Annotated in this window: 21 protein-coding genes, 3 tRNA genes and 1 pseudogene; 17 read left to right on the plus strand and 8 right to left on the minus strand. The window is 39.4% G+C overall.

Going from position 1 to position 25,913, the window contains the following annotated elements:
* Window positions 1-503 precede the first annotated feature (503 nt).
* From GQR52_RS00005 to uvrD, 3 genes are all read right to left on the minus strand, one after another.
* Window positions 504-1,352: a chemotaxis protein gene (locus GQR52_RS00005; RefSeq protein WP_165727087.1), complete on the minus strand. Its 849-nt coding sequence runs from the start codon at window positions 1,350-1,352 to the stop codon at window positions 504-506.
* A gap of 102 nt (window positions 1,353-1,454) precedes the next feature.
* Entirely contained in the window at window positions 1,455-3,524 is a 2,070-nt protein-coding gene (locus GQR52_RS00010; RefSeq protein WP_165727088.1) for a GNAT family N-acetyltransferase, read from the minus strand.
* On the minus strand, window positions 3,502-5,667 hold the full coding sequence (gene uvrD, locus GQR52_RS00015; protein ID WP_007586555.1) for a DNA helicase II: 2,166 nt from the start codon (window positions 5,665-5,667) through the stop codon (window positions 3,502-3,504). Before uvrD ends, GQR52_RS00010 begins: the two co-directional genes overlap by 23 nt.
* A gap of 303 nt (window positions 5,668-5,970) precedes the next feature.
* On the opposite strand from uvrD, the gene GQR52_RS00020 reads away from it, so the two are divergent.
* From GQR52_RS00020 to GQR52_RS00030, 3 genes are all read left to right on the plus strand, one after another.
* On the plus strand, window positions 5,971-6,195 hold the full coding sequence (locus tag GQR52_RS00020) for a hypothetical protein (protein ID WP_002963009.1): 225 nt from the start codon (window positions 5,971-5,973) through the stop codon (window positions 6,193-6,195).
* Between the two features lie 116 nt (window positions 6,196-6,311).
* Window positions 6,312-6,680, plus strand: coding sequence for a YacL family protein (locus GQR52_RS00025; RefSeq protein WP_024592461.1), 369 nt, complete (start codon window positions 6,312-6,314; stop codon window positions 6,678-6,680).
* A 105-nt stretch (window positions 6,681-6,785) separates the two neighbouring features.
* Window positions 6,786-7,409 carry a dUTP diphosphatase gene (locus tag GQR52_RS00030; RefSeq protein WP_165726845.1) on the plus strand — a complete coding sequence of 208 codons (624 nt, stop codon included), beginning with the start codon at window positions 6,786-6,788 and terminating at the stop codon, window positions 7,407-7,409.
* A 15-nt stretch (window positions 7,410-7,424) separates the two neighbouring features.
* Here the strand turns inward: GQR52_RS00030 and yrfG are convergent, their stop codons facing one another.
* Window positions 7,425-8,072: a GMP/IMP nucleotidase gene (gene yrfG / locus GQR52_RS00035; RefSeq protein WP_007378908.1), complete on the minus strand. Its 648-nt coding sequence runs from the start codon at window positions 8,070-8,072 to the stop codon at window positions 7,425-7,427.
* A gap of 61 nt (window positions 8,073-8,133) precedes the next feature.
* Here yrfG and nudE point away from each other — a divergent pair, with 61 nt between their 5' ends.
* From nudE to GQR52_RS00070, 7 genes are all read left to right on the plus strand, one after another.
* Entirely contained in the window at window positions 8,134-8,706 is a 573-nt protein-coding gene (gene nudE, locus GQR52_RS00040) for an ADP compounds hydrolase NudE (RefSeq protein WP_007586548.1), read from the plus strand.
* On the plus strand, window positions 8,699-9,502 hold the full coding sequence (cysQ, locus tag GQR52_RS00045) for a 3'(2'),5'-bisphosphate nucleotidase CysQ (protein ID WP_007586545.1): 804 nt from the start codon (window positions 8,699-8,701) through the stop codon (window positions 9,500-9,502). Before nudE ends, cysQ begins: the two co-directional genes overlap by 8 nt.
* 136 nt (window positions 9,503-9,638) lie before the next feature.
* Window positions 9,639-9,715: transfer RNA gene (locus GQR52_RS00050), tRNA-Met, on the plus strand.
* 79 nt (window positions 9,716-9,794) lie between these two features.
* A tRNA-Met gene (locus GQR52_RS00055) sits at window positions 9,795-9,871 on the plus strand.
* Window positions 9,872-9,933: 62 nt separating this feature from the next.
* Window positions 9,934-10,010: transfer RNA gene (locus tag GQR52_RS00060), tRNA-Met, on the plus strand.
* Window positions 10,011-10,745: 735 nt separating this feature from the next.
* Window positions 10,746-11,360, plus strand: a complete 615-nt coding sequence (locus tag GQR52_RS00065; RefSeq protein ID WP_007587018.1) for a trimeric intracellular cation channel family protein — start codon at window positions 10,746-10,748, stop codon at window positions 11,358-11,360.
* A gap of 34 nt (window positions 11,361-11,394) precedes the next feature.
* Window positions 11,395-12,906, plus strand: coding sequence for a YifB family Mg chelatase-like AAA ATPase (locus tag GQR52_RS00070; RefSeq protein ID WP_165727089.1), 1,512 nt, complete (start codon window positions 11,395-11,397; stop codon window positions 12,904-12,906).
* Here the strand turns inward: GQR52_RS00070 and GQR52_RS00075 are convergent.
* Window positions 12,903-13,607, minus strand: a complete 705-nt coding sequence (locus tag GQR52_RS00075) for a response regulator transcription factor (RefSeq protein ID WP_002957913.1) — start codon at window positions 13,605-13,607, stop codon at window positions 12,903-12,905. The two genes, GQR52_RS00070 and GQR52_RS00075, sit on opposite strands and share 4 nt — an antisense overlap.
* A 216-nt stretch (window positions 13,608-13,823) precedes the next feature.
* A complete protein-coding gene (locus GQR52_RS00080; protein ID WP_165727090.1) occupies window positions 13,824-16,319 on the minus strand; it encodes a prolyl oligopeptidase family serine peptidase in 2,496 nt (831 codons plus the stop codon).
* 84 nt (window positions 16,320-16,403) lie between these two features.
* Here GQR52_RS00080 and GQR52_RS00085 point away from each other — a divergent pair, with 84 nt between their 5' ends.
* Window positions 16,404-17,480, plus strand: a complete 1,077-nt coding sequence (locus GQR52_RS00085; RefSeq protein ID WP_007587021.1) for a hemolysin family protein — start codon at window positions 16,404-16,406, stop codon at window positions 17,478-17,480.
* A 32-nt stretch (window positions 17,481-17,512) separates the two neighbouring features.
* Here GQR52_RS00085 and GQR52_RS00090 read toward each other — a convergent pair whose 3' ends face one another.
* A complete protein-coding gene (locus GQR52_RS00090; RefSeq protein WP_165727091.1) occupies window positions 17,513-18,724 on the minus strand; it encodes an EAL domain-containing protein in 1,212 nt (403 codons plus the stop codon).
* A gap of 166 nt (window positions 18,725-18,890) precedes the next feature.
* On the opposite strand from GQR52_RS00090, the gene GQR52_RS00095 reads away from it, so the two are divergent.
* The 6 genes from GQR52_RS00095 (at window position 18,891) to GQR52_RS00120 (ending at window position 24,438) form a co-directional block, all read left to right on the plus strand.
* On the plus strand, window positions 18,891-19,907 hold the full coding sequence (locus GQR52_RS00095) for a site-2 protease family protein (RefSeq protein WP_165727092.1): 1,017 nt from the start codon (window positions 18,891-18,893) through the stop codon (window positions 19,905-19,907).
* Window positions 19,908-20,038: 131 nt separating this feature from the next.
* On the plus strand, window positions 20,039-21,280 hold the full coding sequence (locus GQR52_RS00100) for an HlyD family efflux transporter periplasmic adaptor subunit (RefSeq protein WP_165722370.1): 1,242 nt from the start codon (window positions 20,039-20,041) through the stop codon (window positions 21,278-21,280).
* A 202-nt stretch (window positions 21,281-21,482) separates the two neighbouring features.
* Window positions 21,483-21,626, plus strand: coding sequence for a class IIb bacteriocin, lactobin A/cerein 7B family (locus GQR52_RS00105; RefSeq protein ID WP_007587027.1), 144 nt, complete (start codon window positions 21,483-21,485; stop codon window positions 21,624-21,626).
* A 12-nt stretch (window positions 21,627-21,638) separates the two neighbouring features.
* Window positions 21,639-21,824 (plus strand): hypothetical protein, encoded by a 186-nt coding sequence (locus GQR52_RS00110; RefSeq protein WP_007587028.1) that lies wholly within the window; start codon window positions 21,639-21,641, stop codon window positions 21,822-21,824.
* Window positions 21,825-21,958: 134 nt separating this feature from the next.
* Complete coding sequence (locus tag GQR52_RS00115) at window positions 21,959-22,261, plus strand: hypothetical protein (RefSeq protein WP_139047204.1); 303 nt, start codon at window positions 21,959-21,961, stop codon at window positions 22,259-22,261.
* Between the two features lie 26 nt (window positions 22,262-22,287).
* Window positions 22,288-24,438, plus strand: coding sequence for a peptidase domain-containing ABC transporter (locus tag GQR52_RS00120; protein WP_165727093.1), 2,151 nt, complete (start codon window positions 22,288-22,290; stop codon window positions 24,436-24,438).
* A 46-nt stretch (window positions 24,439-24,484) separates the two neighbouring features.
* On the opposite strand, the pseudogene GQR52_RS00125 reads toward GQR52_RS00120, so the two are convergent.
* A pseudogene (locus tag GQR52_RS00125) lies at window positions 24,485-25,794 on the minus strand (TIGR00366 family protein).
* Window positions 25,795-25,913: the final 119 nt, after the last annotated feature.

Consider the following 25,913-nt stretch of genomic DNA (forward strand, 5'->3'; position numbering starts at 1 on the left):
GAAACAGCGCCGATGATAGTGTAGCATTTGCTATGTGAAAGTAGGACATTACCAGGCTTCAAATTGTAGAAAGCCCGAATCTAACGATTTGGGCTTTTTTACGTCTGCAGAAAAGTGGAGTGTGAGTGAATAACGTAAAAATCACACCCTACACTCCCATTAATATCCCTTACTTTATTCGATTACAGCTCATGAACTACTTTTAAGAAGCCCACTTAGCTCACCAGTATCAGCAATAGCACGATAATAAGCTGCTTGAGAAATGATAGTGCGTATTTGGACTGTGACTCTCCACTGCTGTGGGCTCTACTGCGCGCACCGATTTTACATTTTAAAAAGCTCGAATCTAACGATTCGGGCTTTTTACGTCTGCAGAAAAGCGAAATATAGAGGAGTAACGAACATTACGCACTCTAGGCCTTTCCAATTCACCTAAATATACAAGTCGAGTAGAATAGCTCCTTACTTCAGTACTAAAGTTTATAACCAAATCTAAAGACTATTTAAAATAGTCCGTAAGCTTGAGTTTCTTCACTTTCAGATTCTTCTAGTTGTGTTGGTTTAAATATTACGCTTGGATCAATTAATACACTGTGCTTTTGTGTAAGCTTGATTAATCCTCGCATCATATTTTTAGTTTGTGGGTCTAGATCAAAACCAACCTCAGTGAGCTTATCTAGTGGTTTAATGTCTTCTTTTTTATAGTCGATATTATCTTCGACTTTATCTACCAATAACCCTACGTGTGGGTTTAAGCCGTCTTTAGTGGTAAAAACAATAATAGGTTTATAGTCTAAGGTTATTTGCTCTTTAGCTGATTCGAATAAACGCTCTAGCTGAATTAGGTTACTACGCTTAATTTTTTCGAGCAGAGCTGATACTTGTTTATAATCGCTTTGATTATGAGCTGATATAGCTTCTTTTACCGTTTCTAGCAATGATTGGAAAGGTTCGTTAAGTCGAGACATTGTTAGTTTTAAGTCTTCATTATCGGTGTTGAACTCTTTGTAAAACAGAACAAAATCTTGTAGTTCTGCATCATTGCTTGAAATAGAAGCCGAGCTATTTAGCAAGTTACTTTGAAGGGTATTGAACCAGTTTAATAGTTTTTCTTGCCATGTTCTTAGTTGTTTTAGTACATGCGCATTACTTTGTTCGGTTGAGATATTATTTAAAATAATACCTAAATCAAACACAGGCGTTGGTATATCCATATAATCTTTAACACCAATAAAGCTTTTATTATTGTTGGGTAAAGTTGTTAGATTATTGTCAAAGCGCTCTGTTAATAAAATATCGAGTATTTTAAGTGAAATTGTTTTGCAGCCCACTTTAAAGTTTATTAATTCCATGCTTTTATCTTAATTTACCTGTTAATGCTTTAAGGATAGAACAAATTAAATAAATAGCTTAAAGATGGATAAGATTTAATAGAGATAGGTAACTAGGAGTTATTAGATGGCACTAGTGAGGTTTTTTATGGCACGTTTAAATTGATTCTCAAGCTGCTTTTTTCCTAATAAACCTAAGTGTTGAATCACTTTTTCATTACATTCATTTTGCAGCACTAACTTTATTAAAAGTTGTTTATCAGACTCTGTTAATTGAGACATACAAGAAGGAGACTGATTCACTACCTGCCAGAGAGTCGCAGAGATATTAAATTGAGTGAAGTTACTGTTTACGAGTAAGGCTAATCGTTCGCGAGTCTCGGGGCTTACTAACTCATCGCTAAATCCTTCAATTAAAATACTTACAAGTTGCCAATCTAGTGTTTTAAAATGTGTTAAAAGAGCATAAAAAAAGTCGTTTTTAAACTGCTTTTTCAAAGGTTGGATAATTGCACTTTTATTGCTTAAGCATTTAACCACAAGCGCTGAATGTTCAGCTGTGCTTTTATCGCGTTGATAACCCAGTTTTACGGTATCAAACCCTTGTTTTTGCCAAAAGTTAAGTAGCTGCGCTGTTGCGCCAAAGCTTGCACCAAACCAACTACATTGGCTTTTTACTTGCGACTCGCAATAGCTAAGTAGCTTTTTACCAAAACCCATATTGTGAGAACTCGGATCAATCGCTATTCGTACAACGCGAGCGCTCAACTGTGTTAAGTAGTCATTATTAAAACTAAGTTGTGAGAGGGTTTGAGCCATTAAATGACCCTGTGGGCGGCGCTCTCCGCTTATAACCTGTAGAGCAAGTTCTTCACTTAAACCACCTTCTATTGCGATTAAACATACACCAACTAATCGATTGTTAATTTTGCTGATGAATATTCGTTGCGATGGTGCGTCTAGTAGTTGGCGTAAATCGTTTACACTACTTTGATAGTGAGCCAATGCAAGCAGGGCAATAACTTGTTGCAGTAAAGGCTCATTGTTTACAAGGGATTGCTGAGTTATTTCGCTATGAACTGGCTGCTCTAATTGCTCACTACTTAACTCTTTATATTGTGCATCGAGTGCAAGCAAGGTGCGAATGTGCTTCTCGAGGGGATCGTGTTTAGCAAAACGCAGTGGCTCATCAAGCGTTACAACTTTAGAGGCTTTATAGTGCGCTTTTATATAGTTACTAAAGCGAATGGTATAACCCCTACCATTGCCCTCATACCCAACCAGTGTACTTGCAAAGACTATACGAGGGTAATGAGCTAGCATTTTTAGCAATAACGGTACAGGGATCGCGGCAGCTTCATCAATGAGTAATAAATCGCACTCAGGTAATGCATTTAATAACGCGTCAGGTGCAACGTAGTGCAAGTTGGCGAGCTGTTTATGTTGAGCGTTGTATTGCAGGTCTAACTCGTTGGCTAAATGTTTAAAGCTACTATGGGTCGCTTTAAACTGAGTGCTGCAAATAATTACTTTTTTATCAGTCAATTTTGCGGCAGCTAAGCCAAGTGCTGCCGACTTGCCTCTACCTCTATCAGCATTAATGAGTAAAGGTCTGTTGGCACGGCCATTAGCTACTTTTACTATTTGTTCCACGCAGTTTTGCTGTGGTAGATAGTCAATTTTATTATCCATAACAGAGCTGACGAGATTACTAATACAGCCATTTTTTTCACTAAAATGAAAAGCGGGTAATCGCTTAATAATAGTCGCGAAACGTTGATTAAATAAACTGTAGTTAATACTCTGACCGTGTGATTGCACTGTACTTAATGAGGGGTCTTGCCAAGAGGCTAAATCATTTAATTCGGGCAGTAATAAAAACAGTATACCGCCTGCTTTAACGGTGCCGGTAAGTGCTGCAAGTTTATCAGGGTGTAAACCACTAAAACCATCGTAAACAGCATGAGCAAATTCTTGCCCTAAAATTTGGTGAGTGCGAGTAGGCCAGTACGAATTTTTAATCGCGCACTGCTTTGATACAACAAGTGTATTGTTTTCATCTATTAATGAGTTAAGTAATTCATAACACCAAGCAGGGCTGCCCGTAATCAACACTAGCTGACGATGATACGCGCCAGCTAGTTGTTGTTCTAACTCATTTAGGTGAGCTTTATACAGCTTGTAATCGTGCATAGGCCGTTACTAACCATTTACTGCCAAGGTCGTCAAAGTTAACTTGTACGCGAGATTGCGCGCCACTGCCTTCGTAATTAAGTACGGTACCAACACCAAACTTAGCATGCAAAACTCGTTGCCCTAAGTTAAAGCCACTGTCTTCAAATGCGGCATGGCTAACTGATGCGCTAAAACGCCCGGCGGCAGGCGGGCGAGAAACCTGTGTTTTAATACGAATTTCTTCAACGCAGTCCTCAGGTATTTCGCGTAAAAAGCGTGATGGGCTATGGTATTTTTCTTGCCCGTATAAACGGCGACTCTCAGCATGGCTAATGTATAACTTATCCATTGCTCGTGTCATGCCTACATAACAAAGGCGGCGCTCTTCTTCCAAACGACCAGACTCTTCGTTACTTTGCTGAGAAGGGAACATGCCTTCTTCTACGCCCACCATAAACACTAACGGAAACTCTAAGCCTTTAGCTGAGTGAAGTGTCATCATTTGAACGGCGTCTTCGTGCTCTTCTGCTTGTCCTTCACCCGACTCAAGTGACGTATGTGCTAAAAAGCCTTGTAAAGGCGAGCTGTATTCTTCGTCTTCAGGAAGTTCGTACTGGTCACATGCGCTAATTAGCTCTTCTAAGTTTTCTACGCGAGCACGGCCTTTTTCACCTTTTTCAGCTTGGTACATTGCCATCAAGCCTGAGGTTTGAATTGTGTACTTGGCTTGCTCATGCAAAGTTAGATCGCTAATTTTATCTTCTATTTGTTCGACTAGTTCTACAAACTTACTTACTGCACCAGAGGCACGACCAGATAAGTGCTGTTGTTCTACAATTGCTTTTGCGGCATACCAAAGCGGTAACGATTCTGCTCGTGCACAATCTCGTATATGGCTCAATGTTTTATCACCAATACCGCGTGCTGGCGTATTAATTACACGCTCAAACGCGGCATCGTCTTGACGATTACCTACTAGGCGTAAATACGAAAGCGCATCTTTAATTTCTTGTCGTTCGAAGAATCGCATACCACCATAAATACGGTATTTTAAGCCTTCTTGCAGCATGGCCTCCTCGAGTACACGAGATTGCGCGTTACTACGGTATAAAATTGCGGCATCTTGTAGGGCATTACCTGCATTTAACCAGCTTCGTAGTTTGCTACTTACAAAGCGTGCTTCGTCTAACTCATTAAATGCTGCATAAATAGAGATTGGCTCGCCGTCGTTACCGTCGGTCCACAAGCTTTTACCCATACGTTCTGAGTTATTTTGAATTAATGCGTTAGACGCTTTCAAAATAGTCGCTGTTGAGCGGTAGTTTTGTTCAAGACGAATGGTTTCTGCGCTAAAGTCAGTTAAAAAACGTTTAATGTTTTCGATTTTAGCACCACGCCAACCATAAATGCTTTGGTCATCGTCGCCTACAATCATAATGCTGTTAGTATCGCCAGCAAGTAATTTTAACCAAGCATATTGAATGGTATTTGTATCTTGGAACTCGTCTACGAGCATATGCGCAAAGCGTTGCTGATAATGACGCAGTAACGTAGGGTTATTTTTTAACACTTCGTAGCTGCGTAGTAATATTTCAGCAAAATCAACTAGGCCCGCTCTATCACAGGCCTCTTGATAGGCGGCATAAACACGCAGCATCATTTGCTCATTAATATCGTATGCTTGAATATCTTTAGGGCGAAGTGCTTCATCTTTTTTGGCGCTTATGTACCAGCCAAATTGCTTAGCGGGCCATTTTTTATCATCAATATTCATCGATTTTAATAAGCGCTTGATCATCCGAAGCTGATCGTCAGAGTCTAAAATTTGAAAGGCTTCTGGTAAATTAGCTTCACGGTGATGAGCACGTAAAATACGATGCGATAAACCATGGAAAGTACCAATCCACATACCACCTACAGGCGCTTTTAGTGTTTCTTCAACGCGGCCACGCATTTCTTTAGCGGCTTTATTAGTAAATGTAACTGCAAAAATACTGTAAGCGGAGGCTTGCTCAACTTGCATAAGCCACGCAATACGATGAACTAACACTCGTGTTTTACCAGACCCAGCACCTGCTAATACCAGCATGTTTTGTAGTGGGGCTGCAACGGCATCGCGTTGTTTGTCATTTAAGCCATCGAGTAATTGTGAAACGTCCATCGTTACGCCTTTTTAATCAATATTGTGGGCAGTATAACAGGTGTTTTTGTTAGGCTAAATAAAATACTGTTTTTATAAACAGCTATTTATAAAATAGTGTTCAAAACGAGTAACTTGCTAATTAATTAAGCGAATAAAAAAGTGTAAACGGATAACAATAATTGCTAATTTGACCTAATTTTAGCAAAATCTACCAACTCTCTAAATCTAGACTAATTTAACTATTTGATTTGTAAGCTTTAATAAATTGGCATAGAGTGTGTAGGTAAATAATTATAAAATCAAATAAATACAGAGGTTAGTATGGCAGATCAAGGTTCTGGCGGTAACGTAATTGCAGCATTATGTAATATATTTTTTCCTGGTTTAGGGCAGTTAGTGCAAGGGCGTATTTTAGCGGCTATATTTTTTGCACTCGCTATTATAATAAGTTACGCACTAATTTATGTGCTTGTAGGCTTTGTACTTGTGCCTATTATTTACTTATGGTCGATCATTGACGCAGCGCGTTATAGATCGCGAAGTTAACGGTTTTAAAGTTGAGTAAAATAGCGCCCATGTGGCGCTATTTTACTTTATATGTCCTGTGGTTTACGGGCGTTTACGTATATAATTACGCAATTAAAGATTTACAGGCAAACCCTATGGAATATCAATTTATTCGCGACCCTATTAGTGGGCTACGTATTAAAATAAGCAGTGAACACGCTATTATTGGTCGCTGGCTAAACGAAGAAATAGGCAAAGACAAAGTAGCCATGGTGCAAGCGCTTATTGCATCGGTAAGTTCAAGCTATGAGCCGCTAACGCTAAAAGGCCAAGAAATAGATTTAATATTAACGAAAGACGAAGCATTATTTGAAGCCCATGCACTTCATCAAGACAGCGAAGACCTAATAGCGTATCAAGATGACGATTTAGCGCTTGAAGAAAATGGTTTAAGTAGTGGTTGTGGCTTTGAAGATTTCATTGATTTAATTGATTCATGGCATGAGTTTACGACGTCACGATAAACATAACTAGCACACTAATAAAAATATACAGCAATGCACAATCAGCATTTTATCTGTATTATTACACCAACGAAAATTACGCCAACCAAAACGACAGGAATTGATATGTCTGCCAATTTAAACAAGCTAGTAGTGATGCTAGAAATGCAAAACGCCATGAATACTAAAGTACATGAGCAATGGTTTACTCAAGGGTTTGAATGGTACCGCGCTATTTGGGTTGAGTGTGCTGAAATGCTAGATCATCATGGTTGGAAATGGTGGAAAAAACAAACACCAGATACTGAACAAGTTATTTTAGAGTTGGTTGATATTTTTCATTTTGGTCTATCGCTTAGAATTGACGGCGAAACTAGCTACGAAGACTTAGCAAAGCAACTTGAAACTGAGCTTAGTAATGCTCAACAAGCTGATGACTTTAAACAAACACTAGAGATATTAGCGGCGTCTGCTGTTGCTGATAAAACGTTTAATGCAGGTGCTTTTGCCGGCTGTATGGCGCAAATAGGTATGGATATTGATGATTTATATCGCGGCTACGTAGGTAAAAATACGTTAAATTTTTTCCGCCAAGATCACGGTTACAAAGATGGTAGCTATATTAAAGAATGGAATGGGCAAGAAGATAACGAGCATTTAGTTGAAGTAGTTAAAAGCCTTGATACAGAACATGCAGATTTTGCAAAGTTAGTATATCAAGGGCTAGAAGCGCGTTACCCAAAAATTTAAGTCACGTAAGTTGAGTTAGATAATCTTACGATAGTCGGTAACACTTAGGTAATCGGCTATTTCGTTATGTGGTTGTTGGCTATCTGGGTTAGCAACTGCAAGTAAGTGCTCAATGCCGTATTCTCGTGCGGCATTCAAAACCGGCACACTGTCATCTACAAACAAAGTGCGCTGCTTATTAAACCCTAAGTCTTTTTGTACTTGGTGCCACAAACTTTGTTGCTCTTTACTTACTCCATATTCATGAGTAGACACTACGCCATCTAGGTAGTTATCAATCGCTGTATGCTCAAATTTAAGCATGACACTCTCAGGGTGGGCGTTGGTAAGTAAAATTAACTCTTTGCCTGCTTTTTTAAGCTCAGTTAAAAAATGAGGTACGTCTTCGCGCATTTTAATTAAATGCTGAGACTCTCGTTTAAGCTCCATTATAGGCAAGCTTAATTGCTGCTCCCAATAATCTAAACAATACCACTGTATTTGACCGCTCACAGCTTGATAGCGTTTTAAAATATCTGCTTTAGCTGCATCTAGGCTAATGCCCCTTGCTAATGCGTGTTGCGCAGGAATAACGTTAAGCCAAAAATGACTGTCGTAATGTAAATCGAGTAATGTTCCATCCATGTCGAGCAAAACGGTATCGATTTTTGACCAATTTAACATAGGAATTTCAACTTATAAGGTTTATTATTGAACTAACTGCCATGATAGCAAATTAACGCCAATGACACAGAAAAAGCACCCAACACCACCACAAATCCTCAGTAACAATGTTGTCGCTAAAAGCCGCCTGTTTACTGTGGAGTCTTTAGAGCTAAAGTTTTCTAATAACGAAGAGCGTCAGTATGAGCGAATTCGCGGCGGTGGCCGGGGAGCAGTGATGATTGTTCCGTTAAGTGCAGACAACGAATTACTACTTGTACGTGAATACTGTGCGGGCACAAACGATTACCAGTTAGGTTTTCCTAAAGGCTTAATCGATCCGGGCGAAACGCCAGAGCAAGCTGCTAACAGAGAGCTTAAAGAAGAAATTGGCTTTGGTGCTGAGTATTTTAAACCATTAAGAACAGTAACAATGGCGCCGAGTTACTTTAATGCCACTATGCATATTTTATTTGCTAAGCAATTATACCCACAAACCCTTATTGGCGACGAACCAGAGCCGCTTGTTGTTGTTAAGTGGCCATTAACTCAGTGGCAGTCATTATTAGACCAAGAAGATTTTACCGAAGCACGCAGTGTTGCAGCTTTGCTATTATTAGATAAGTATTTAGCGTCTGGAGCTGCCGATGAATAAATTAATCGAACCGTGTATTGAATTAGCTGAGCGTGCTGGCGATGCAATTATGGCCATTTATAAAAAAGGCGATATTGGCCAACAAGAGAAATCAGATAATACGCCTGTTACCAAAGCTGACTTAGCAGCAAATGACGTACTGGTTGCTGGATTAAAAGTCTTAGCGCCCGATATCCCAATTATGTCGGAAGAAACACCTATACCTGCACTTGCCGACAGACAGGACTGGCAGCGTTATTGGTTACTCGATCCGATGGATGGTACAGGCGAATTTATTTTAGAAAGTGGCGACTTTGCAGTAAACATTGCATTGATTGAAAATAATCATCCTGTGCTTGGCGTTATTCATTGGCCTGCAAAAGGTGTGACTTATTTTGCTACAGCTAAAAATGGTGCCTTTAAACGTGAAAACTCAATTGATAAGCAAATATCTGTAGCGCCGCCAGAGAACTTGACGCTTGCAGTGAGCCGCCGCCAAAAAATAGAAGCGGTGAGTCAGTATTTAAATAGTCAGTTTACAACTATTGCTATTGGCTCGTGCTCATTAAAAGCTTGTACTGTTGCAGAAGGTAAAGCAGATTGTTTTTTAAGAATTGGTCCAACGGGAGAGTGGGATACAGGTGCTTCACAAGTTATTGTTGAAGAAGCCGGTGGTTGTATTACCGATGCAGAATTTAACCCGCTAACGTACAACCAACGCGAGAGTACTGAGAACCCTGACTTTATAGTGATGGGGCATCCAGACTGGGAATGGCAAAAAATGATTAATCCGCATCAAAGGTTGAGCGCAGAATAGCAATTTGATTGCTTTTTGTTCGGTTGAACAACTTTAATTAGTTTAGGCCTTGCATTAAATGTTTATTCCTATATAGTAGCGCTCTCTTCAAGGCAGGCTCGTAAATATTACGAAAATGTTTTAAAGAAATTACAGGCGCGGGATGGAGCAGTCTGGTAGCTCGTCGGGCTCATAACCCGAAGGTCGTCGGTTCAAATCCGGCTCCCGCAACCAATTTTTTATAAGATTTGGTTACTGTAAACTCTAGCTTAAGAGATAAAATAAAGTAGTCGATAGACTTAAAATACACAGGCGCGGGATGGAGCAGTCTGGTAGCTCGTCGGGCTCATAACCCGAAGGTCGTCGGTTCAAATCCGGCTCCCGCAACCAATTCTTTAATTGGAAGCCAAGTTGTAATGTAAGCAACTTTAAACAAGTCTACAAATTTCAGGCGCGGGATGGAGCAGTCTGGTAGCTCGTCGGGCTCATAACCCGAAGGTCGTCGGTTCAAATCCGGCTCCCGCAACCACTGAAATTAAATACATAAAAAGCTAAAACAAAATCGCACTCTTTATCGAATGATTTTTTGCGTCTGCAGTTTAATTAATTCCTATAATTATAAAACTCACCGTTACTACGCAAAATACTCTGCATAAGTAAGCGAAGGTCGTCGGTTCGCTTTTTACAAACTCAAGCTCCCGCAACCACTGAAATTAAATACCTAAAAAGCTAAAACAAAATCGCACTCTTTATCGAGTGATTTTTTGCGTCTGCAGTTTAATAAATTCTTATAATTATAAAACTCACCGTTACTGCGCAAAACACTTTGCACAAGTAAGCGAAGGTCGTCGGTTCGCTTTTTACAAACTCAAGCTCCCGCAACTACTGAAATTAAATACCTAAAAAGCTAAAACAAAATCGCAATCTTTATCGAGTGATTTTTTGCGTCTGCAGTTTAATGAATTCCTATAATTATAAAACTCACCGTTACTGCGCAAAATATTCTGCATAAGTAAGCGAAGGTCGTCGGTTCGCTTTTTACAAACTCAGGCTCCCGCAACCACTGAAATTAAATATCTAAAAGTAAAAACAAAATCGCACTCTTTATCGAGTGATTTTTTGCGTCTGGAGTTTGGTAAAGTACTTTATATTCAGCTTTATTTAATGACTTTCCTCTAAGACCCGTAACGTTTAATAAAATACTTATTTTTTAAAAAGAGTATTTTATGTTAAAACGGTTAAAAGATTTTAAGTAATAATACACATGACAGAACTTTATCACTGGTTTGATTTAATAGGCATTGCGGTATTTGCTGTGTCGGGCACTTTGCTAGCGTACGAAAAAAAAATGGATGGCTTTGGAGTCGTAGTTTTAGCGACGGTAACTGCTATTGGTGGTGGTACAGTGCGAGATCTAATTTTAGATGTTCCTGTGTTTTGGTTACACGATCAAAGTTACTTTTTTGCCATACTAGCTTCAGTATTTGTTACAACACGCCTTATAAATAAACAAAAGCCGATACCTCATTATATTTTACAAACAGCGGATGCGTTTGGTTTAGCTTTTTTTGCAGTAATGGGGGCGCAAAAAGCGCAGCTTGTTGGTATGCCCGATATGACAGCGGTAATTATGGCTGTAATTACAGGCTGCTTTGGTGGATTAATTCGAGATGTGCTTGCACGCGAGATCCCTATGCTATTAAAAGGTGAGCTTTACGCTATTACCTGTATAGCGGGTGGCACTGTTTATACGCTTGGCATTAGTTTTTCGTTAGTAACCGAAATGGCGATGGTATTAGGTATGTTAATGACCTTATTACTTCGTTTAGCTGCTATAAAATGGCAAATCACATTACACGTTTTTAAATATCCTGACTAAACTGGTGTAATCACACCATTTACTAGGATAAGGAATGTCGTTAGCTCGTATATTTTCTCGTGCTCAAGTGGGTATAAATGCCCCTGAAGTTATTGTAGAAGTTCACCTAGGAAATGGTTTACCCGCTTTTCATATAGTAGGCCTGCCCGAAGCGTCCGTTAAAGAATCAAAAGATAGAGTACGTAGCGCACTCGAAAACTCACAATTTGGTTTTCCCGATCAACGAATAACTGTAAATTTAGCCCCTGCCGATTTGCCAAAAGATGGCGGACGGTTTGATCTTGCTATTGCGGTGGGTATTTTAGTCGCCTCTGGGCAAATAGTGTGTCCTGATATTCACAAGTACGAGTTTTATGGTGAGCTTGCTCTTAATGGTGAGGTGCGTGGTGTAAACGCTATTTTACCTTCGGTACTTGCTGCAAAAGAGCAAGATCGTTGCTGCTTTTTACCTATTGCAAACGACAGCCTAGCAAGCCTAGTTAATGGTGTTAAACGCAAAGCCGTAAGCTCTATTCAAGAAGTGTGGGGGGATTTACTTAATCAACAACCCTTACCATTAAATATAGAGTATCCCGACTGCACACAAGCCCCTGACTTTTTACTTGATTTAAGCGATGTGAAAGGTCAGCCCGGTGCAAAGCGAGTACTCGAAATTGCTGCAGCTGGCGGGCATAATTTATTATTTTTAGGTCCACCAGGCACTGGTAAATCAATGCTTGCTCAGCGAATGGCAACTATAATGCCTACTATGTCGGACGATGAAGCTATTTCGACTGCCGCGCTTTACTCCATTATTGGGCAATCCATAGATTTAACTAATTGGCGACAGCGGCCATTTCGTAATCCGCATCATACATGCTCAGCTGTTGCTTTAGTGGGTGGCTCTTCAAACCCGAAGCCCGGTGAAATTTCATTGGCGCATAATGGCGTACTTTTTTTGGACGAATTACCGGAGTTCGAGCGTAAGGTGCTTGATTCACTGCGTGAGCCAATGGAGACCGGCACGGTTACTATTTCACGTGCAGCAAGGCAAATGGAGTTTCCGGCGCAGTTTCAGCTTATTACAGCATTAAATCCAAGCCCAACAGGGAGCCATACTGATAAGCGGGCAACTCCCGATCAAGTTATGCGTTATTTATCGCGAGTATCAGGACCTTTTATTGACCGTATTGATTTGCAAATAGAACTGCCTCGTCTAACGAGCGTTGAACTACAAAGTACTCAGCCAGAGGAAAGTAGTGCTGAGGTTAGAGCAAGAGTTGAAGCGGCTTATTACCTACAGCTAAAACGCCAAGGTAAGGTTAATGCGAGGCTTAATAATAAAGAAATGAGTGTGCACTGTGTACTGGCGCCAGCAGAGTTGCAGTTTTTAGCTAGAGCAAGCGAGAAGTTATCTTTATCGCCACGCTCTTACCATAGAGTAATTAAGGTGGCGCGTACAATTAGTGATTTAAAAGGCGCTGAAAACATTAGTTTAAATGAGCTTAAAGAAGCACTTAATTACCGCGCATTTGAGCGCCTTATTGCGCAATTAACTAAGTATTAAATAGAAAGCATATAGCCTTTACCGCGAACGGTAACAATACGTTTTTGATCTTTTTCGTCATTTAATTTTTTACGTAAACGACCAATAAGCACATCAACAGTACGATCGTTTGGGCTCCAATCGGGCTGGCCTATTTCTTCTGATATTTTTTCACGGGATGTGGCTTTACCTGCATTACTAATTAAGCAAATAAGCACTTTATGTTCGGCTTCAGTTAAGCGTGACTCAACGCCCGCAGCAGTAATTAGTGTGCGGTTATCGGGGTGAAGCTTAAAGTCAGCATATTCTATAAATTCTTCGCTTTCGTCGTCTTCTAGGTTAACGGCAACACGCTTATAGAGCGCGCGCATGCGAAGTTCTAACTCAAGTAAATCGACAGGCTTACAAATATAGTCATCAGCACCTTGTGCAAGGCCTGCAATACGATCGGCTTGGGAGTCACGACTCGATAATACAATAACGCCAATATCGGTAAGTGTGTTTAATTCTTTTGCCAGCTGAAGCCCATCACGCTTTGGCAAAACAATGTCAATTATGGCTAATGATATAGCACCGCGCAGGTTTACCCGCTGCCTTACAATGTTAAGTGCATCAGCGCCAGTTGGGTCTACCTCTATTGTAAATTCGGTATCTGCAAAGTGATTTTGGATGCGTTTAACGAGTAGTTCATCGTCTTCAACCAATAAAACATTAATAGCCATAGTACTTTATTTTGAATGCTTATAGCTCTGTATGGTAGCACCATTAGGTAAATGCTGAGAAGGGGGTTTATTAGTTTTAAGTAACTTAATATTTCAAAGGTGTATAAGACGTTATTAGAGGATGAGGTTAGCACCTTTAAACTAATTAAAAGGTGCTAAATAATTAATACTACTATTAATAAATCTGTATTAAGTCGTTATTTTAAAGGTTCAGGCTCAGTTATTTTTATACATTGAGTCCCACCATTGAGGTTCATCTTTTAGCTTTTTATCAAAGTATGCGAGCATGGTGTTCCACCAATCAAATCGTTTATCGCGTGCAAAAATTTGGTGGTCGGCGCCTTTGTATTCGATTAACTCTACGTCCTTATTAAGCAGTTTAAGCGCAGTGTACATTGTTAAGCTTTCGCCAACAGGTACATTGGTATCACTATCACCATGAAGAAGTAGCATAGGTGTTGTTACTTTGTCGGCATGAAATACAGGGCTATGTTGGCTGTAAAGCTCAGGGTTATTCCATGGGAAGCTATTTTTTGATGCTTCGCCAGAATATAAGTAGCCCCACCAACCTTCACCCCAATACGAGGTAATATTAGAAATACCCGCATGAGCTATTGAAGCACTAAATATATCGGTTTTAGTTGCCAATAACATGGTCATGAAGCCACCGTATGATGCCCCTAAATTTCCTACCTTTTCACTATCAACATAGTTGTATTTCTTTAAAAAGGCTTGCGTGCCTTCGATAATATCGTCTGCAGTGTAGTCGCCCCAGGCATTAACATGCTGCGCTGAAAACTTTTGTCCAAACCCTGTTGCGCCAGTAGGCTGTACTACATAAACAACGTAGCCATTTTCTGCCCATAAGTTAAACGGATAACGACCTGTAAAACCACGCGTAACTGGTGAAGTGCCGCCGTAGTAATACACGAGCGCCGGGTGCTTTTTAGTTTTATCTAAATTGCTAGGAATATAAACGCGGCCAGTGATTTCGACACCATGTTTATTTTTAAAATTAAACTCTTCTAATGTAGGGAGTCGTGTATTTGCATAGCTACTTGGTTTTGAATCCCATATTAAATCTGTTTTATTTTTACTGACGTTAAGGCGCTTTAGCTGTTGTGGCGCTAAAGCGTTAGTGCCACTTAATAAAATTTCGGTATTACGGTCGTGTGAGTAACTAAATTGTTCAACAATATCCAATCCTGTATTTAACTTTTTAAAGCGCTGTTTACTTAAATCAAATAGGTAAAGCGGTTGAGTGTCTTGCTCTGTTACTTTAATGAGCGCATCGCCGTTTTCTAAAACTTGCAGTTGGCCAATAGCAGAATCGAATTGTTTACTAAGTGCTTTTACGTTTTTACCGCCTTCAGTAAGTAGGTAAAGTTGCCCGTCGTAGTTATTAGCAAGCATTGCTTTTGGTAGAGCTCTGCCTGCGCCATTTTTAAAGTCAGGGCCTGCAATTACATAAATATCTTTATTTGCGTATTTGGCTAAATTAAATGTTTTGAATTTACCAAGCGATGAAAGCTTGTTTGATTTTAAATCGAGTTCGGCTAACTCTGTTTCAGGGTGGGTTGATGCTTGCATTGCCATTACTGGGCGGCTCATTAATATTTTGCCACGGTTACTATTTGAATCTTCAAGGCTGTAAGAAAGAGGACCTTGGCTAAGTGCTTTTGTTAAACCACTTTTAGTATCAAGCATGTAAATTTGGCTGGTGGTACGTGCATACGACCAACGATCTTGTAGACCTTTATAGTGCTTGGTTAAGCTGTTAGTGCTCTCAGGTGATTTAGACCAGCTAAACAAAAGACTGGTGTCGTTATAAAAGGTAAAGCCATTGGCTCCTTCTAAATCGTTTGCTAATGTTTTTATTGAGAAGTTTTTACGGCTAAGTTGTTTAAGTTCACCATTTAACAAATACACTAAATATTGGTTATCTGGACTCCAAATAATGTTACTTGGTTGGCCTGCTTCGAAGTGATAAAGCGTTTGATTATCTGAATCTTTAAGTACAGTAACTGTATTTGCTTGGTTTTGTGTTTTATCGCTATAAGTGCGAGTAGTAGTAACGTACTGCTTAGCATTAGGTGCGAGTGATAATTGGCTGATCGTAGGGGCATCAAACAATTGTTTTGCAGATAAGCGTTTTGTTTTTGAGGCGCTAAGCGTAATTTTATCAACGTCGCTTTTAGGTGCAAAATCAAGCATTACATCGTGCCAATTAGCTACTTGTTGGGCTACTATTAAAATAGAGTGAGTACTGTTATTTAAAGCTAACTTATAGCTATTTTTATCGCCTGTTTGTAGTTCGCCATTAATAAATAACTGACCTTGCTCAATCCCTTTTAAGGTAAGCGTACCTTGTGTAAAGCGGGTAGTTTCAATATTAAATTTTAGTGCCTGTAACCCACCTAAAGTGAGCGCATTGATTTTATTAAACGGCTGCCAGTTTTGTTTTTTCCCAAATACAGAAAAACTATCTGAGTCTGCTTGTAGTTGCGGCAATAGGTTGTTAATAATCGCACTGCCATGAGGTGTCTGAAAAGGCTTTAACTGCATATCTTCGGCAAGTGGGCCGATAAACTGAATTTTTGATTTATCCAATGGTGCAGCTATTGCAGCAAAGCTTAAGCTGCTAAGCGTCAAAAGAGTCGCTGCGTACTTAAATAGCTTATTTTGATGACACCATGGTGCGCTAAATTTCATTATTATGCCTATTATTATTGGAAGTTTGGCCAAATATAGCATGTATTGATACCATGCTCACATATCCAATATAGAGGAGAGAAAGTGACTTTACTGATAGTTTATATGGTAGTGGCGATTGTTATTTCGTTTTTATGTTCTGTGATGGAGGCTGTGTTATTAAGTATTTCGCCCAGCTATGTTGCATCACTTAGGAAAGATCATCCTGAGCTTGCTAAACAGCTCGAAAAACTTAAAAACAATATAGATCAGCCTTTAGCTGCTATTTTAACTTTAAATACGGTTGCCCATACTGCGGGTGCTGCTGGGGTAGGCGCACAGGCAGCTGTCGTGTTTTCCGATGCGGCTGTAGGTATTGCATCAGCCATTATGACATTCCTCGTATTAATTCTTTCTGAAATTATTCCTAAAACCTTGGGGGCTAATTACTGGCGAGCTCTAACGCCAAGTGTTACTTACGCTTTGAGGTTTTTAGTTATATTGCTAAAGCCTTTTGTATGGTTTGCACAAAAGCTAACAAATTTAATGGGTCCAAAGCACGATGAGGCATACTATATTCGTCAAGAGATAGAGGCAATGGCTGATATAGGTACGGAGTCGGGTGCATTACATCAGGATGAGTCCGAAATAATTCGTAATTTATTGCATTTTAGACATGCAAAATTATGCGACTTAATGACGCCTCGAACTGTAATTTTTAAAATCCACAAAGACTTAACAGTAAATCAGTATTTAAACGATCACGGCTCGTCGTCATTTTCTCGTATATTGGTATTTGATAAAGACAGCGACGATATTGTTGGGTTTGTGCATAAAAACGATATTATGCTGGCATTTCACCGTTTAGGTACCGATTACAAAATTAGCAAATTGATTAAGCCTATTTATACGGTGCCGAGTTCTCAAAATGTATCGTCGTTACTGCAAACTCTTTTAACAAAGCGCACGCATATATGCCTAGTTGTAGATGAGTACGGTGACGTGCAAGGTATTGTAACGCTAGAGGATATGATTGAAGCTTTAATGGGGCTAGAGATTGTAGATGAGCGTGACCAATCTACTAATATGCGCGCAGTAGCAAGGCAGCGTTGGCACAAACGTTTAGCAAGCAGTGCGCATATAGTCAGTGAAGAAGATAAACACACTCGGGGTGATAATTAGTTAACCAGCCCCGATTAAATATTAATACCGCTTTAAGCGGGGCTGCCATCAGTTTTCAGCCAATCTTTAGCCCAAGATATAAATTCGTTTTGTGGTTTAGGGCGGCTAAATAAAAAACCTTGTATGGCTAGTTTTCTTCTATAATGCCTTAAATAAACGAGCTCTTCTGGTCGTTCAACACCTTCTGCTACTAAGTCTAAATTATCTTTACTCGTAATATTAAATAACGAACTTACGACCACTTGAGAAAATAAATCTGTTTCTATATGGCTAATAAGTGAACGGTCTATTTTAATTTCAGTAAAAGGAAGATTTCGAAGCTGATTCATATTAGTAAAACCAACACCAAAGTCGTCTAGCGATATACCAAAGCCATGCATTCTTAATCTGTTTAGTGTTTCTAATTGCATGAGGCTTGAGAGTGCATGTTGTTCTGTTATTTCTATAATTATATTACTAGGCGTGAGTTGGTTTAATTCTAAAATGAGCAGTAATTTATTAGGGCAGTTTAAGTCGTCGAGCTGAGTTGGCGATAAATTAAATGCCATTTTAAAATCATGACCTAGTTGCGCTTTCATATTTTTGAATTCGCTGGTGGCCTTTTCAAAAAGAGAAAATGTAATTTGATTAATTAAGTTGTGTTGTTCGGCAGTGTTTATAAAACGGTTAGGTAAAATAATATTGCCGTCTTTACTTGATAAAATACGTGCTAAGACTTCAACGCTTTCAATTTTATTGTTATCAGCGTTTATTTTTGGTTGGTAAAAAGGCGTTATTTCATCGTTTTTTAATGCATCAATAAGCTCATCTTTTGAAATGGCCGACTCTTTTAATAAAGTGTGGCTGTTTAATTGCGCCACTTTAATAAGTAACCTACTAACCTGAGACAGTTGCACTGGCTTTGAAATATTACCAATGAGGTGAGCGTTATGTTGTTTCGCGAGATTGGCAGCTAAGCTAATAACTTTATGGTCCATTTCAGAAACAATTATAATACCGCCTTGATAATGTAACTCTCCTAAGTGGCGGATTAGTTCCATGCCGTCCATTTCGGGCATATTGAGATCAGTAAAAATAGCATCAAAGTAGTTAACATCTTCTTTTACTTTTTCAAGAGCTTCTTTTGCATTCAGGCACGTAGTTATAGTGTTAGACATACCCAATTCGTTAAGTATAGCTTCCATAACGATCAAAATTGCTTTTGAATCGTCAACAACTAAAATATTAGGCACTATTTTGTCCACTGTTATCCCTTTCAATGTATCGCTTGGAGTTACTATAAAAGTAGTAGTGTTTTTTTATTTTGTCAGTATCAAATACTTTTATTTTGAAAATAGTTACCTAGCACCTTCACTCGTGTTTTTAAGCTGATTAGGTATACTAGCGCCATTATTTTAAACGGTCTTAATTATGATAAGAATAGATCTTACCTTAGCCGAGCAACCATTTTCGCTTATGGTGTCTGGGCAAAAAATTGTGCAAGTGTTTCATGGACAACAAGCCATTACCTTTGATAACCCTCGTGAAAACTATTATCAGTTTACTTACGACAACAAAGTAATTGGTATTGATACTGGAGCGGCGGAAGAGCAAAGTATTTCGCTTTTTGTGGATGAGCAATTTGCAACACAGCTTGCGCTACCAGCACCTACAAATGGCTCACCTAAAAAAGGCTTTTTAGGCCTGGCTGCATTAGGCTTTAAGCTTTTTAAAAGTGCTAAGGTCATTAAAGTAGTGCTTGCGGGGGCTTCTGTTGCAGGCTATGCGTGGTTATTTAGTATTGAATTTGCACTGATGCTAATTGGTTGCTTAGTCGTACACGAGTACGGCCATGTGCGAGCAATGAAATACTTTGGCATAAAAACCAAAGGTATTTACTTAATCCCATTTGTAGGTGGGCTCGCTGTAAGTGACGACAAAATAACAACTCGTTGGCAAGATGTCGTTATATCATTAATGGGACCCGCATTTGGTTTAATTACCTCGGTACTGGGTGTCGTTTTATATTACGCCACCGAGATGGAAATATTTGCAGGTGTGGCAGTTCTTAGTGCGTTATTAAATTTATTTAACTTGTTACCTATTTTACCGCTTGATGGCGGGCATGTATTAAAAAGTATTAGCTTTTCAATGCGTTCATGGATTGGTTTAAGTGTATGTTTACTCGGTGTACTGTTTGGTTTATGGCTGAGCTACACATTTGGCTTAATGTTACTGGTATTCTTTTTGTTTGTAGGTGCGCTGGAAATTGTATTTGAATGGCGAGGCCGTCACTATTCACATTTAATGCCACTAGATAAATATGGCCAAGGTTTTTCAGCGGTTATGTATGCAATTGTAGTAGCTGGGCATGTAGCTGTAATGATGCACTTTGCCGATTCGGAAAATCCAATATTGAGCCTGCCGATGACTATTTTATCGAGCTAGTATTTTTATTTTTTCTAACTAAATAAGTTAGTTTTTTGCATTAATATTTTATTTTTCGACTTTTATGTTGATTTATTGTTAATTGAATTCTAGTGTAATATAAATTAGAACAATCTTAGCGGATCAACTGGATGTTATTTAGAAAGGAAGCTGTCGCTCAGCAAAGTGAGCGTTTAACTGGTGTGATTACGCTAGCACAACCACTATCAATAAAACTTATCGTATTTGTTTTGGTATGTATTGCGATTGTAGTGATAAGCTTTTTATTTACAGCAGAGTATTCCCGCAAGGAAACAGTACGGGGGTTTTTAATACCCAATAAAGGGATAATCCAAACCTTTGCTAGTCAAGGTGGTATGATTGAGCTGCTATTTGTACAAGAGGGTGATGCCGTTACTAAAGGTCAGCCGTTGGCGACCATTATTGTGCAGCAAAATAACAGCCAAGGCATAGCCTTGAGTACCCAGCTTGTTGAGCAGCTAAGTATGCAAATACAGTTGCTCAATGATGAGATAACACAAAACCTTACCCTACAAAAGCAAGAGTCACTTAACTTGCACGCGCAAAAACGTGCACTTACTAATGAGCAAGCTGCATTACAAAGTCAACTTGCTCTAGCTGATGAAAAATTAGGGCTACTTAACCGCCAACAAAGCAACCTTAATCAACTTAATAAAAATGGCTTTTTATCAAACATCGAGCGAGAGCAACAGCAGCAAGCCCTCTTAGATGCTAAGCAAGAAAAACAAAACCTAGCGCGCTTGCTTATGCAGCAAGAAAATCAATTAAGTCAACTTAGTTTTAATATTGCTAACGTGCCCCAGCAGTATACTTTGCGTATAAATAGTCTTAAGCGCCAACAAGCGGATATTCAAAACCAGCTCACACAAATTAAAAGTAACTATCAATATACCATAACAGCCAGTAACAGCGGTGTTGTTACTGGCATTCAAGTGGTTGAAGGCGAAACACTTACCCAAGCCAAACCACTGTTGCATATTATTCCCGAAGGCTCAGAGCTAGTAGCAGAGTTGCTGCTACCAACACGTTCAGCAGGCTTTATACAACTAGGTAACGATACGCGCCTGCGTTTTGATGCTTTCCCTTACCAACGCTTTGGTTTTATTAACAGCAAAATTATCCGCATCGACAAGGCGCTCATTACTCCAAATGAAATACGCCTGCCTATTACCCTGCAAGAGCCAGTGTACCGTTTGCGAGCGACACTCAGCCAACAACAAATGCAGGCCTATGGTAAGGCGTTTGAGTTGAAAAGTGGCATGTTGTTTGAGGCAGATATTATGTTGGAGCAGCGCACATTAATCGAGTGGTTACTAGAGCCACTGTACAGCCTAAAAGGGCGCGTAAGTTAAGTGTAGCGTTTTATAAAATAAAGAAAAATTTGAAAGTTTTGGTGGTTTGCTAAATGCAAACAACCGAAAAAGACGGCCAGCTTTAGTTAACTTTAGCGAGCAGCTAAAGCTAGCCTATTAATCGCTCACCTTTATTGAAGGGGAGCATATTAACAACCCGATGACTTAACTAAAAAGCATCGGATTTATGGAGTATAACATTATGCGTGAATTAAATGTAAATGAACTTAAAGAAGTAAGTGGTGGTCCATTCCCCCTGTTTGTAGCAATAGCAGTCTATGGAGAAGTTGCAAGCTTTGCTGCAATCATTAGTGGTATAGCAACTTATAATGCAATTAGAAAATAGGAGGGTCTTGCAATGAGAGAATTAACAAGTAATGAAATACAAGAAATAAATGGTGGCCCACTACCTTTTATTATTGCTGGTCTATATGCTAGCTCGTCGATTACTGCAGGCGGTTTGGCTACTGCAATTGGGATTGGAGCTGGTTTTGGTGCAATTGTAGGTGGTATAGCTGCAGTATATCATAACGCCGCTGAGTAATTATAATAGAGGGGATAGAAGGGGATTTATTCCCTTCTTTATTTAAAATGAAGCTATCCGCGATCGTATCAATTTTTGCAATGTGTTCTTTGATAGTCCTAGGGTCTGTATATGTAATTATAAAAGACGTAAATTTGCTGCTTAGTGATAATGTAATTTCATACGGTGAGCTAGCTTTCTTTACTGTAACTCTTGGGTTTTCTTTAGCTATTCTAACGGGTATATATAAAAATAAAAAATGGGCGTTATATATTTTTATCTCTATGGTTTTCTTTATGGGAGGTAATTTTATTATTTTAAGATTAAGCCTCAATGGTGCCTTAGAGCTAGTTGATTTTTGGATTATTACTTGTACTTTGGGTGTCTCCGCGATAGTAATACGAGTTATGCTGAAGTTAGATTCAATGGCTATTTTCTCAAAAAATGAGCTTGATTAATAAAATGTTGTTTGACTAAGGTAATTATGAACTCTGCAAATGGACTTATAACTTTTTCATTCTCAAAACCAGTCCCAGTGATTCTCCAATCCGAAATAGCCGAATGCGGCCTTGCCTCCATGGCTATGGTGGCATGTTATCGCGGTCATAAGCTGGATATGCCTGCCATGCGAAAACGCTTTTCGGCTAATCTAAAGGGTATGAACTTACAGCAGTTGATTGAGCTAGGTGATAATTTAGGGCTAGCTAGCCGTGCGCTACAATGCCCGCTTGATGAAGTTCATAAACTGCAAACGCCGTGTATATTGCACTGGGATATGAATCACTTTGTGGTATTGACCAAAGTCTCTGGTAAAGGATCTTCAACTAAGTTTGCTATAAACGACCCAGCTGTTGGTAAACGCAGTTTAAATAGTAATGAGTTTAGTAAACACTTTACCGGTATTTGTTTAGAGCTGACTCCAACCAGTCAGTTTGAAGCCAAACAAGAACAAGCACAGATGAAGTTTACCCAACTTTGGAGCTCAATGAAGGGCTTAAAAGCAGGGCTAATAAAACTGATTGCGTTGTCACTGGTATTGCAATTATTTGCTTTGATGACCCCTTATTATATGCAGTGGGTGGTGGATGAAGTACTCATTAGTTTTGATGAATCGTTATTAACGGTACTTGCCATGGGTTTTGCTCTGATTGCGATAATTTCAGTGGTGACTAATGCGGTACGAAGTTGGCTAATTTTACGGCTTTCGAGTTTGCTCAATATGCAAATGGGCGTGAATTTGCTCAGGCACTTATTGCGCTTGCCAATGAACTATTTTGAGTCCCGCCATATTGGCGATATTGTCTCGCGCTTTGGCTCATTAGCGCAAATACGGGAGCGCATAACTACAGGGTTTGTAGAAACACTGGTCGATGGCGTAATGGGCATTACCGTATTGATTATGATGCTAATTTATTCGCTAAAACTCACTGCGGTAGTTGTTGGTGCAATTGTACTGTATACCTTGGTACGTTTAGCGCTGTATCGTCCACTACATCAAGCCACCGAAGAAATGATTCAATCATCTGCCAAAGAGCAATCGAACTTTTTAGAAAATATTCGGGGTATGCAAACTATAAAATTGTTTGGTAATGAATCGCAGCGCCAAGGAATTTGGCAAAACCGTTATGCAGAGGTAATAAACAGTGAAATTCGTTTAGGGCGTTTAAACATTAGCTTTGATTCATTTAACAAGCTGTTATTTGGCCTTGAAAATGTATTAGTGATTTACTTTGCTGCATTACTAGTTATGAGCAATAGCTTGTCTGTTGGTATGGTACTGGCGTTTATTGCTTATAAAAACCAGTTAACCAGCCGCTTTGCCAACTTAATTGAACAAATCATTCAATTCAAAATGATGCGCTTACACTTAGACCGTATTGCAGATATAGCACTCACGAAACAAGAAGCTAATCGTGACGGTGAAATGGCCTATACAGGTGATGACGAAGGTAAAGTGAGAGGTCAGCTTACGCTCGAAAATATTTGCTTTAGTTACAGTGAAGAGCAAGTGCCGATTTTAAACAATGTTAATTTAACGCTGAATTCCGGTGACTCGATTGCGATTACGGGTCCGTCAGGTACGGGTAAAACTACGTTGATGAAAATAATGCTAGGGTTATTACAGCCAACCTCAGGGACTGTGTTGCTTGATGGCAAAGATATTACTCAGCTTGGCCTTAAAAACTACCGCAAACAAATAGCTGCAGTAATGCAGGATGACACACTGTTAGCTGGCTCAATCGCTGATAACATCAGTTTTTTTGACCCACAGCCGAATTATTTAAAAATAGAGACGTGTGCTCGTCATGCGGCTATTCATGATGATATTACCAAAATGACTATGGGCTATAACTCATTAGTTGGGGACATGGGATCAAACTTATCGGGCGGGCAGGTACAGCGTTTACTTCTTGCTCGCTCATTGTATCAATCGCCCTGCGTGTTGTTTATGGATGAAGCAACTAGTCATTTAGATAAAGACAACGAAGCGAAAATAAGTGAACAAATTCAGCACTTACCCATCACGCGGATTATGATTGCTCATCGCCAAGAAACCATTAACATGGCCAGCAAAGTCTATCAACTGAAAGAGGGTAGGTTGGTGGAGCTACAACAGCAGAACGAGAGTGCATAAAATGACCAGTGCTTGTGTTTTACACGCCTTTTTATTATGTTTACATTTAATAAAAGCTCAATACCAGCGATATAAAAACCCCAGTTACAAATAACTGCACAACACAAAATCCCATAATATCTTTTGCTTTTAAGCCTGCGATAGCAAGGACGGGTAATGCCCAAAAAGGTTGAATTAAATTAGTCCACGCATCACCCCATGCAACGGCCATTGCAACGCGAGATATATCGGCGCCTAGCTCTTGCGCTGCGGGTATTACAATGGGTGCTTGTACAGCCCATTGGCCACCGCCAGAGGGAACAAACATATTAACGAGTCCTGCACTTATAAAACTAAAAAATGGCAAGCTATCAGCATCTGCAACGGCAATAAAGCCACGTGATATCTGTTGTGCTAATCCGCTATCAACCATTACCGCCATGATGCTGGCATAAAAAGGAAATTGAATAACAATGCCAGCCCCGCTTGGAATTGCTTGTTGCAAACTGTTAAGTAAATTATGGGGTGTTTGATGCAGCGTAATAGCTAAAAACAAAAATACGGCAATAACGCTATTAAGGTTTAAGTTTCCGCCAGCAATAAAAAAGTAATAACCTAAATATGCCAAACCTAATAAGCCAATTGTCATACCGAGTAGTTTACTTTGTTCTAAATGTTGGGCGGGTCTGGTTATTGTTGTGGGCTTAGGTGTTGTCTCTTGTAAAAGAGCTGGGTCGATATATACGCTTTCTTGCTCGCTTGGCAGCATATAGCGATTAACGAGCGGCATAATAATGAATAAACCAACTAATATGGCTATATTAAAGCCCGCAAATAAAGTGTGCTCTGTACTAATAATACCAATGCTGGCCTCTGAAAAGTGACTATCGGTTGCGATAGTTAAAGGAATCGAACCGGCTAATCCGCCATGCCATACAACAAAACCTGAGTAAGCGCTGGCTACTAATAATCGATAATCTACACGAGTATGTTTAGCAATTGCTTTGGCAAAAAGAGCACCAATAACTAAGCCAAATCCCCAATTTATCCAGCTCGCTAAAAGCGAAATAAGCGTTACCAATATAATTGCTTTAGGTGCTGTATTTGCGAGTGTTGCTAGTTTTTCTAATAACTTACTTATAGGTGGCGTACTTGCCAACATGTAGCCTGTAATTAACACTAGTAGCATTTGCATAGCAAAACTTAATAAGTTCCAAAATCCACCTCCCACGCTTGTAATACTTCAATGTTGGTTGCGGTTGCAAATAAGCTCGCACTAATAAGAGTAATTATTGTAAGTAAAATTACAAATATAAAAGGGTCGGGAAGATAGCGCTCTACAATTTTAGTAAAAGGGCGGGCTATTTTATTAAGCATAAGCACAACTGTTTTGGTTATTATTTTAACGCTAATTAATCATGAAAAATCACCATTGGCAAACAGCATTTAGTCTTATATTTGTGGTTAAAAGCTTAAACATTGCTTAAAAGCATCGC

The organism is Pseudoalteromonas sp. 31A1 (assembly GCF_011378815.1).
GTDB lineage: Bacteria > Pseudomonadota > Gammaproteobacteria > Enterobacterales > Alteromonadaceae > Pseudoalteromonas > Pseudoalteromonas arctica.

Excerpts from the sequence above, each read along its gene's own strand:
- GQR52_RS00005 (WP_165727087.1), bottom strand. The coding sequence starts at position 1,352 with ATGGAATTAATAAACTTTAAAGTGGGCTGCAAAACAATTTCACTTAAA.
- GQR52_RS00010 (WP_165727088.1), bottom strand. The coding sequence starts at position 3,524 with ATGCACGATTACAAGCTGTATAAAGCTCACCTAAATGAGTTAGAACAA.
- uvrD (WP_007586555.1), bottom strand. The coding sequence starts at position 5,667 with ATGGACGTTTCACAATTACTCGATGGCTTAAATGACAAACAACGCGAT.
- GQR52_RS00020 (WP_002963009.1), top strand. The coding sequence starts at position 5,971 with ATGGCAGATCAAGGTTCTGGCGGTAACGTAATTGCAGCATTATGTAAT.
- GQR52_RS00025 (WP_024592461.1), top strand. The coding sequence starts at position 6,312 with ATGGAATATCAATTTATTCGCGACCCTATTAGTGGGCTACGTATTAAA.
- GQR52_RS00030 (WP_165726845.1), top strand. The coding sequence starts at position 6,786 with ATGTCTGCCAATTTAAACAAGCTAGTAGTGATGCTAGAAATGCAAAAC.
- yrfG (WP_007378908.1), bottom strand. The coding sequence starts at position 8,072 with ATGTTAAATTGGTCAAAAATCGATACCGTTTTGCTCGACATGGATGGA.
- nudE (WP_007586548.1), top strand. The coding sequence starts at position 8,134 with ATGACACAGAAAAAGCACCCAACACCACCACAAATCCTCAGTAACAAT.
- cysQ (WP_007586545.1), top strand. The coding sequence starts at position 8,699 with ATGAATAAATTAATCGAACCGTGTATTGAATTAGCTGAGCGTGCTGGC.
- GQR52_RS00065 (WP_007587018.1), top strand. The coding sequence starts at position 10,746 with ATGACAGAACTTTATCACTGGTTTGATTTAATAGGCATTGCGGTATTT.
- GQR52_RS00070 (WP_165727089.1), top strand. The coding sequence starts at position 11,395 with ATGTCGTTAGCTCGTATATTTTCTCGTGCTCAAGTGGGTATAAATGCC.
- GQR52_RS00075 (WP_002957913.1), bottom strand. The coding sequence starts at position 13,607 with ATGGCTATTAATGTTTTATTGGTTGAAGACGATGAACTACTCGTTAAA.
- GQR52_RS00080 (WP_165727090.1), bottom strand. The coding sequence starts at position 16,319 with ATGAAATTTAGCGCACCATGGTGTCATCAAAATAAGCTATTTAAGTAC.
- GQR52_RS00095 (WP_165727092.1), top strand. The coding sequence starts at position 18,891 with ATGATAAGAATAGATCTTACCTTAGCCGAGCAACCATTTTCGCTTATG.
- GQR52_RS00100 (WP_165722370.1), top strand. The coding sequence starts at position 20,039 with ATGTTATTTAGAAAGGAAGCTGTCGCTCAGCAAAGTGAGCGTTTAACT.
- GQR52_RS00105 (WP_007587027.1), top strand. The coding sequence starts at position 21,483 with ATGCGTGAATTAAATGTAAATGAACTTAAAGAAGTAAGTGGTGGTCCA.
- GQR52_RS00110 (WP_007587028.1), top strand. The coding sequence starts at position 21,639 with ATGAGAGAATTAACAAGTAATGAAATACAAGAAATAAATGGTGGCCCA.
- GQR52_RS00120 (WP_165727093.1), top strand. The coding sequence starts at position 22,288 with ATGAACTCTGCAAATGGACTTATAACTTTTTCATTCTCAAAACCAGTC.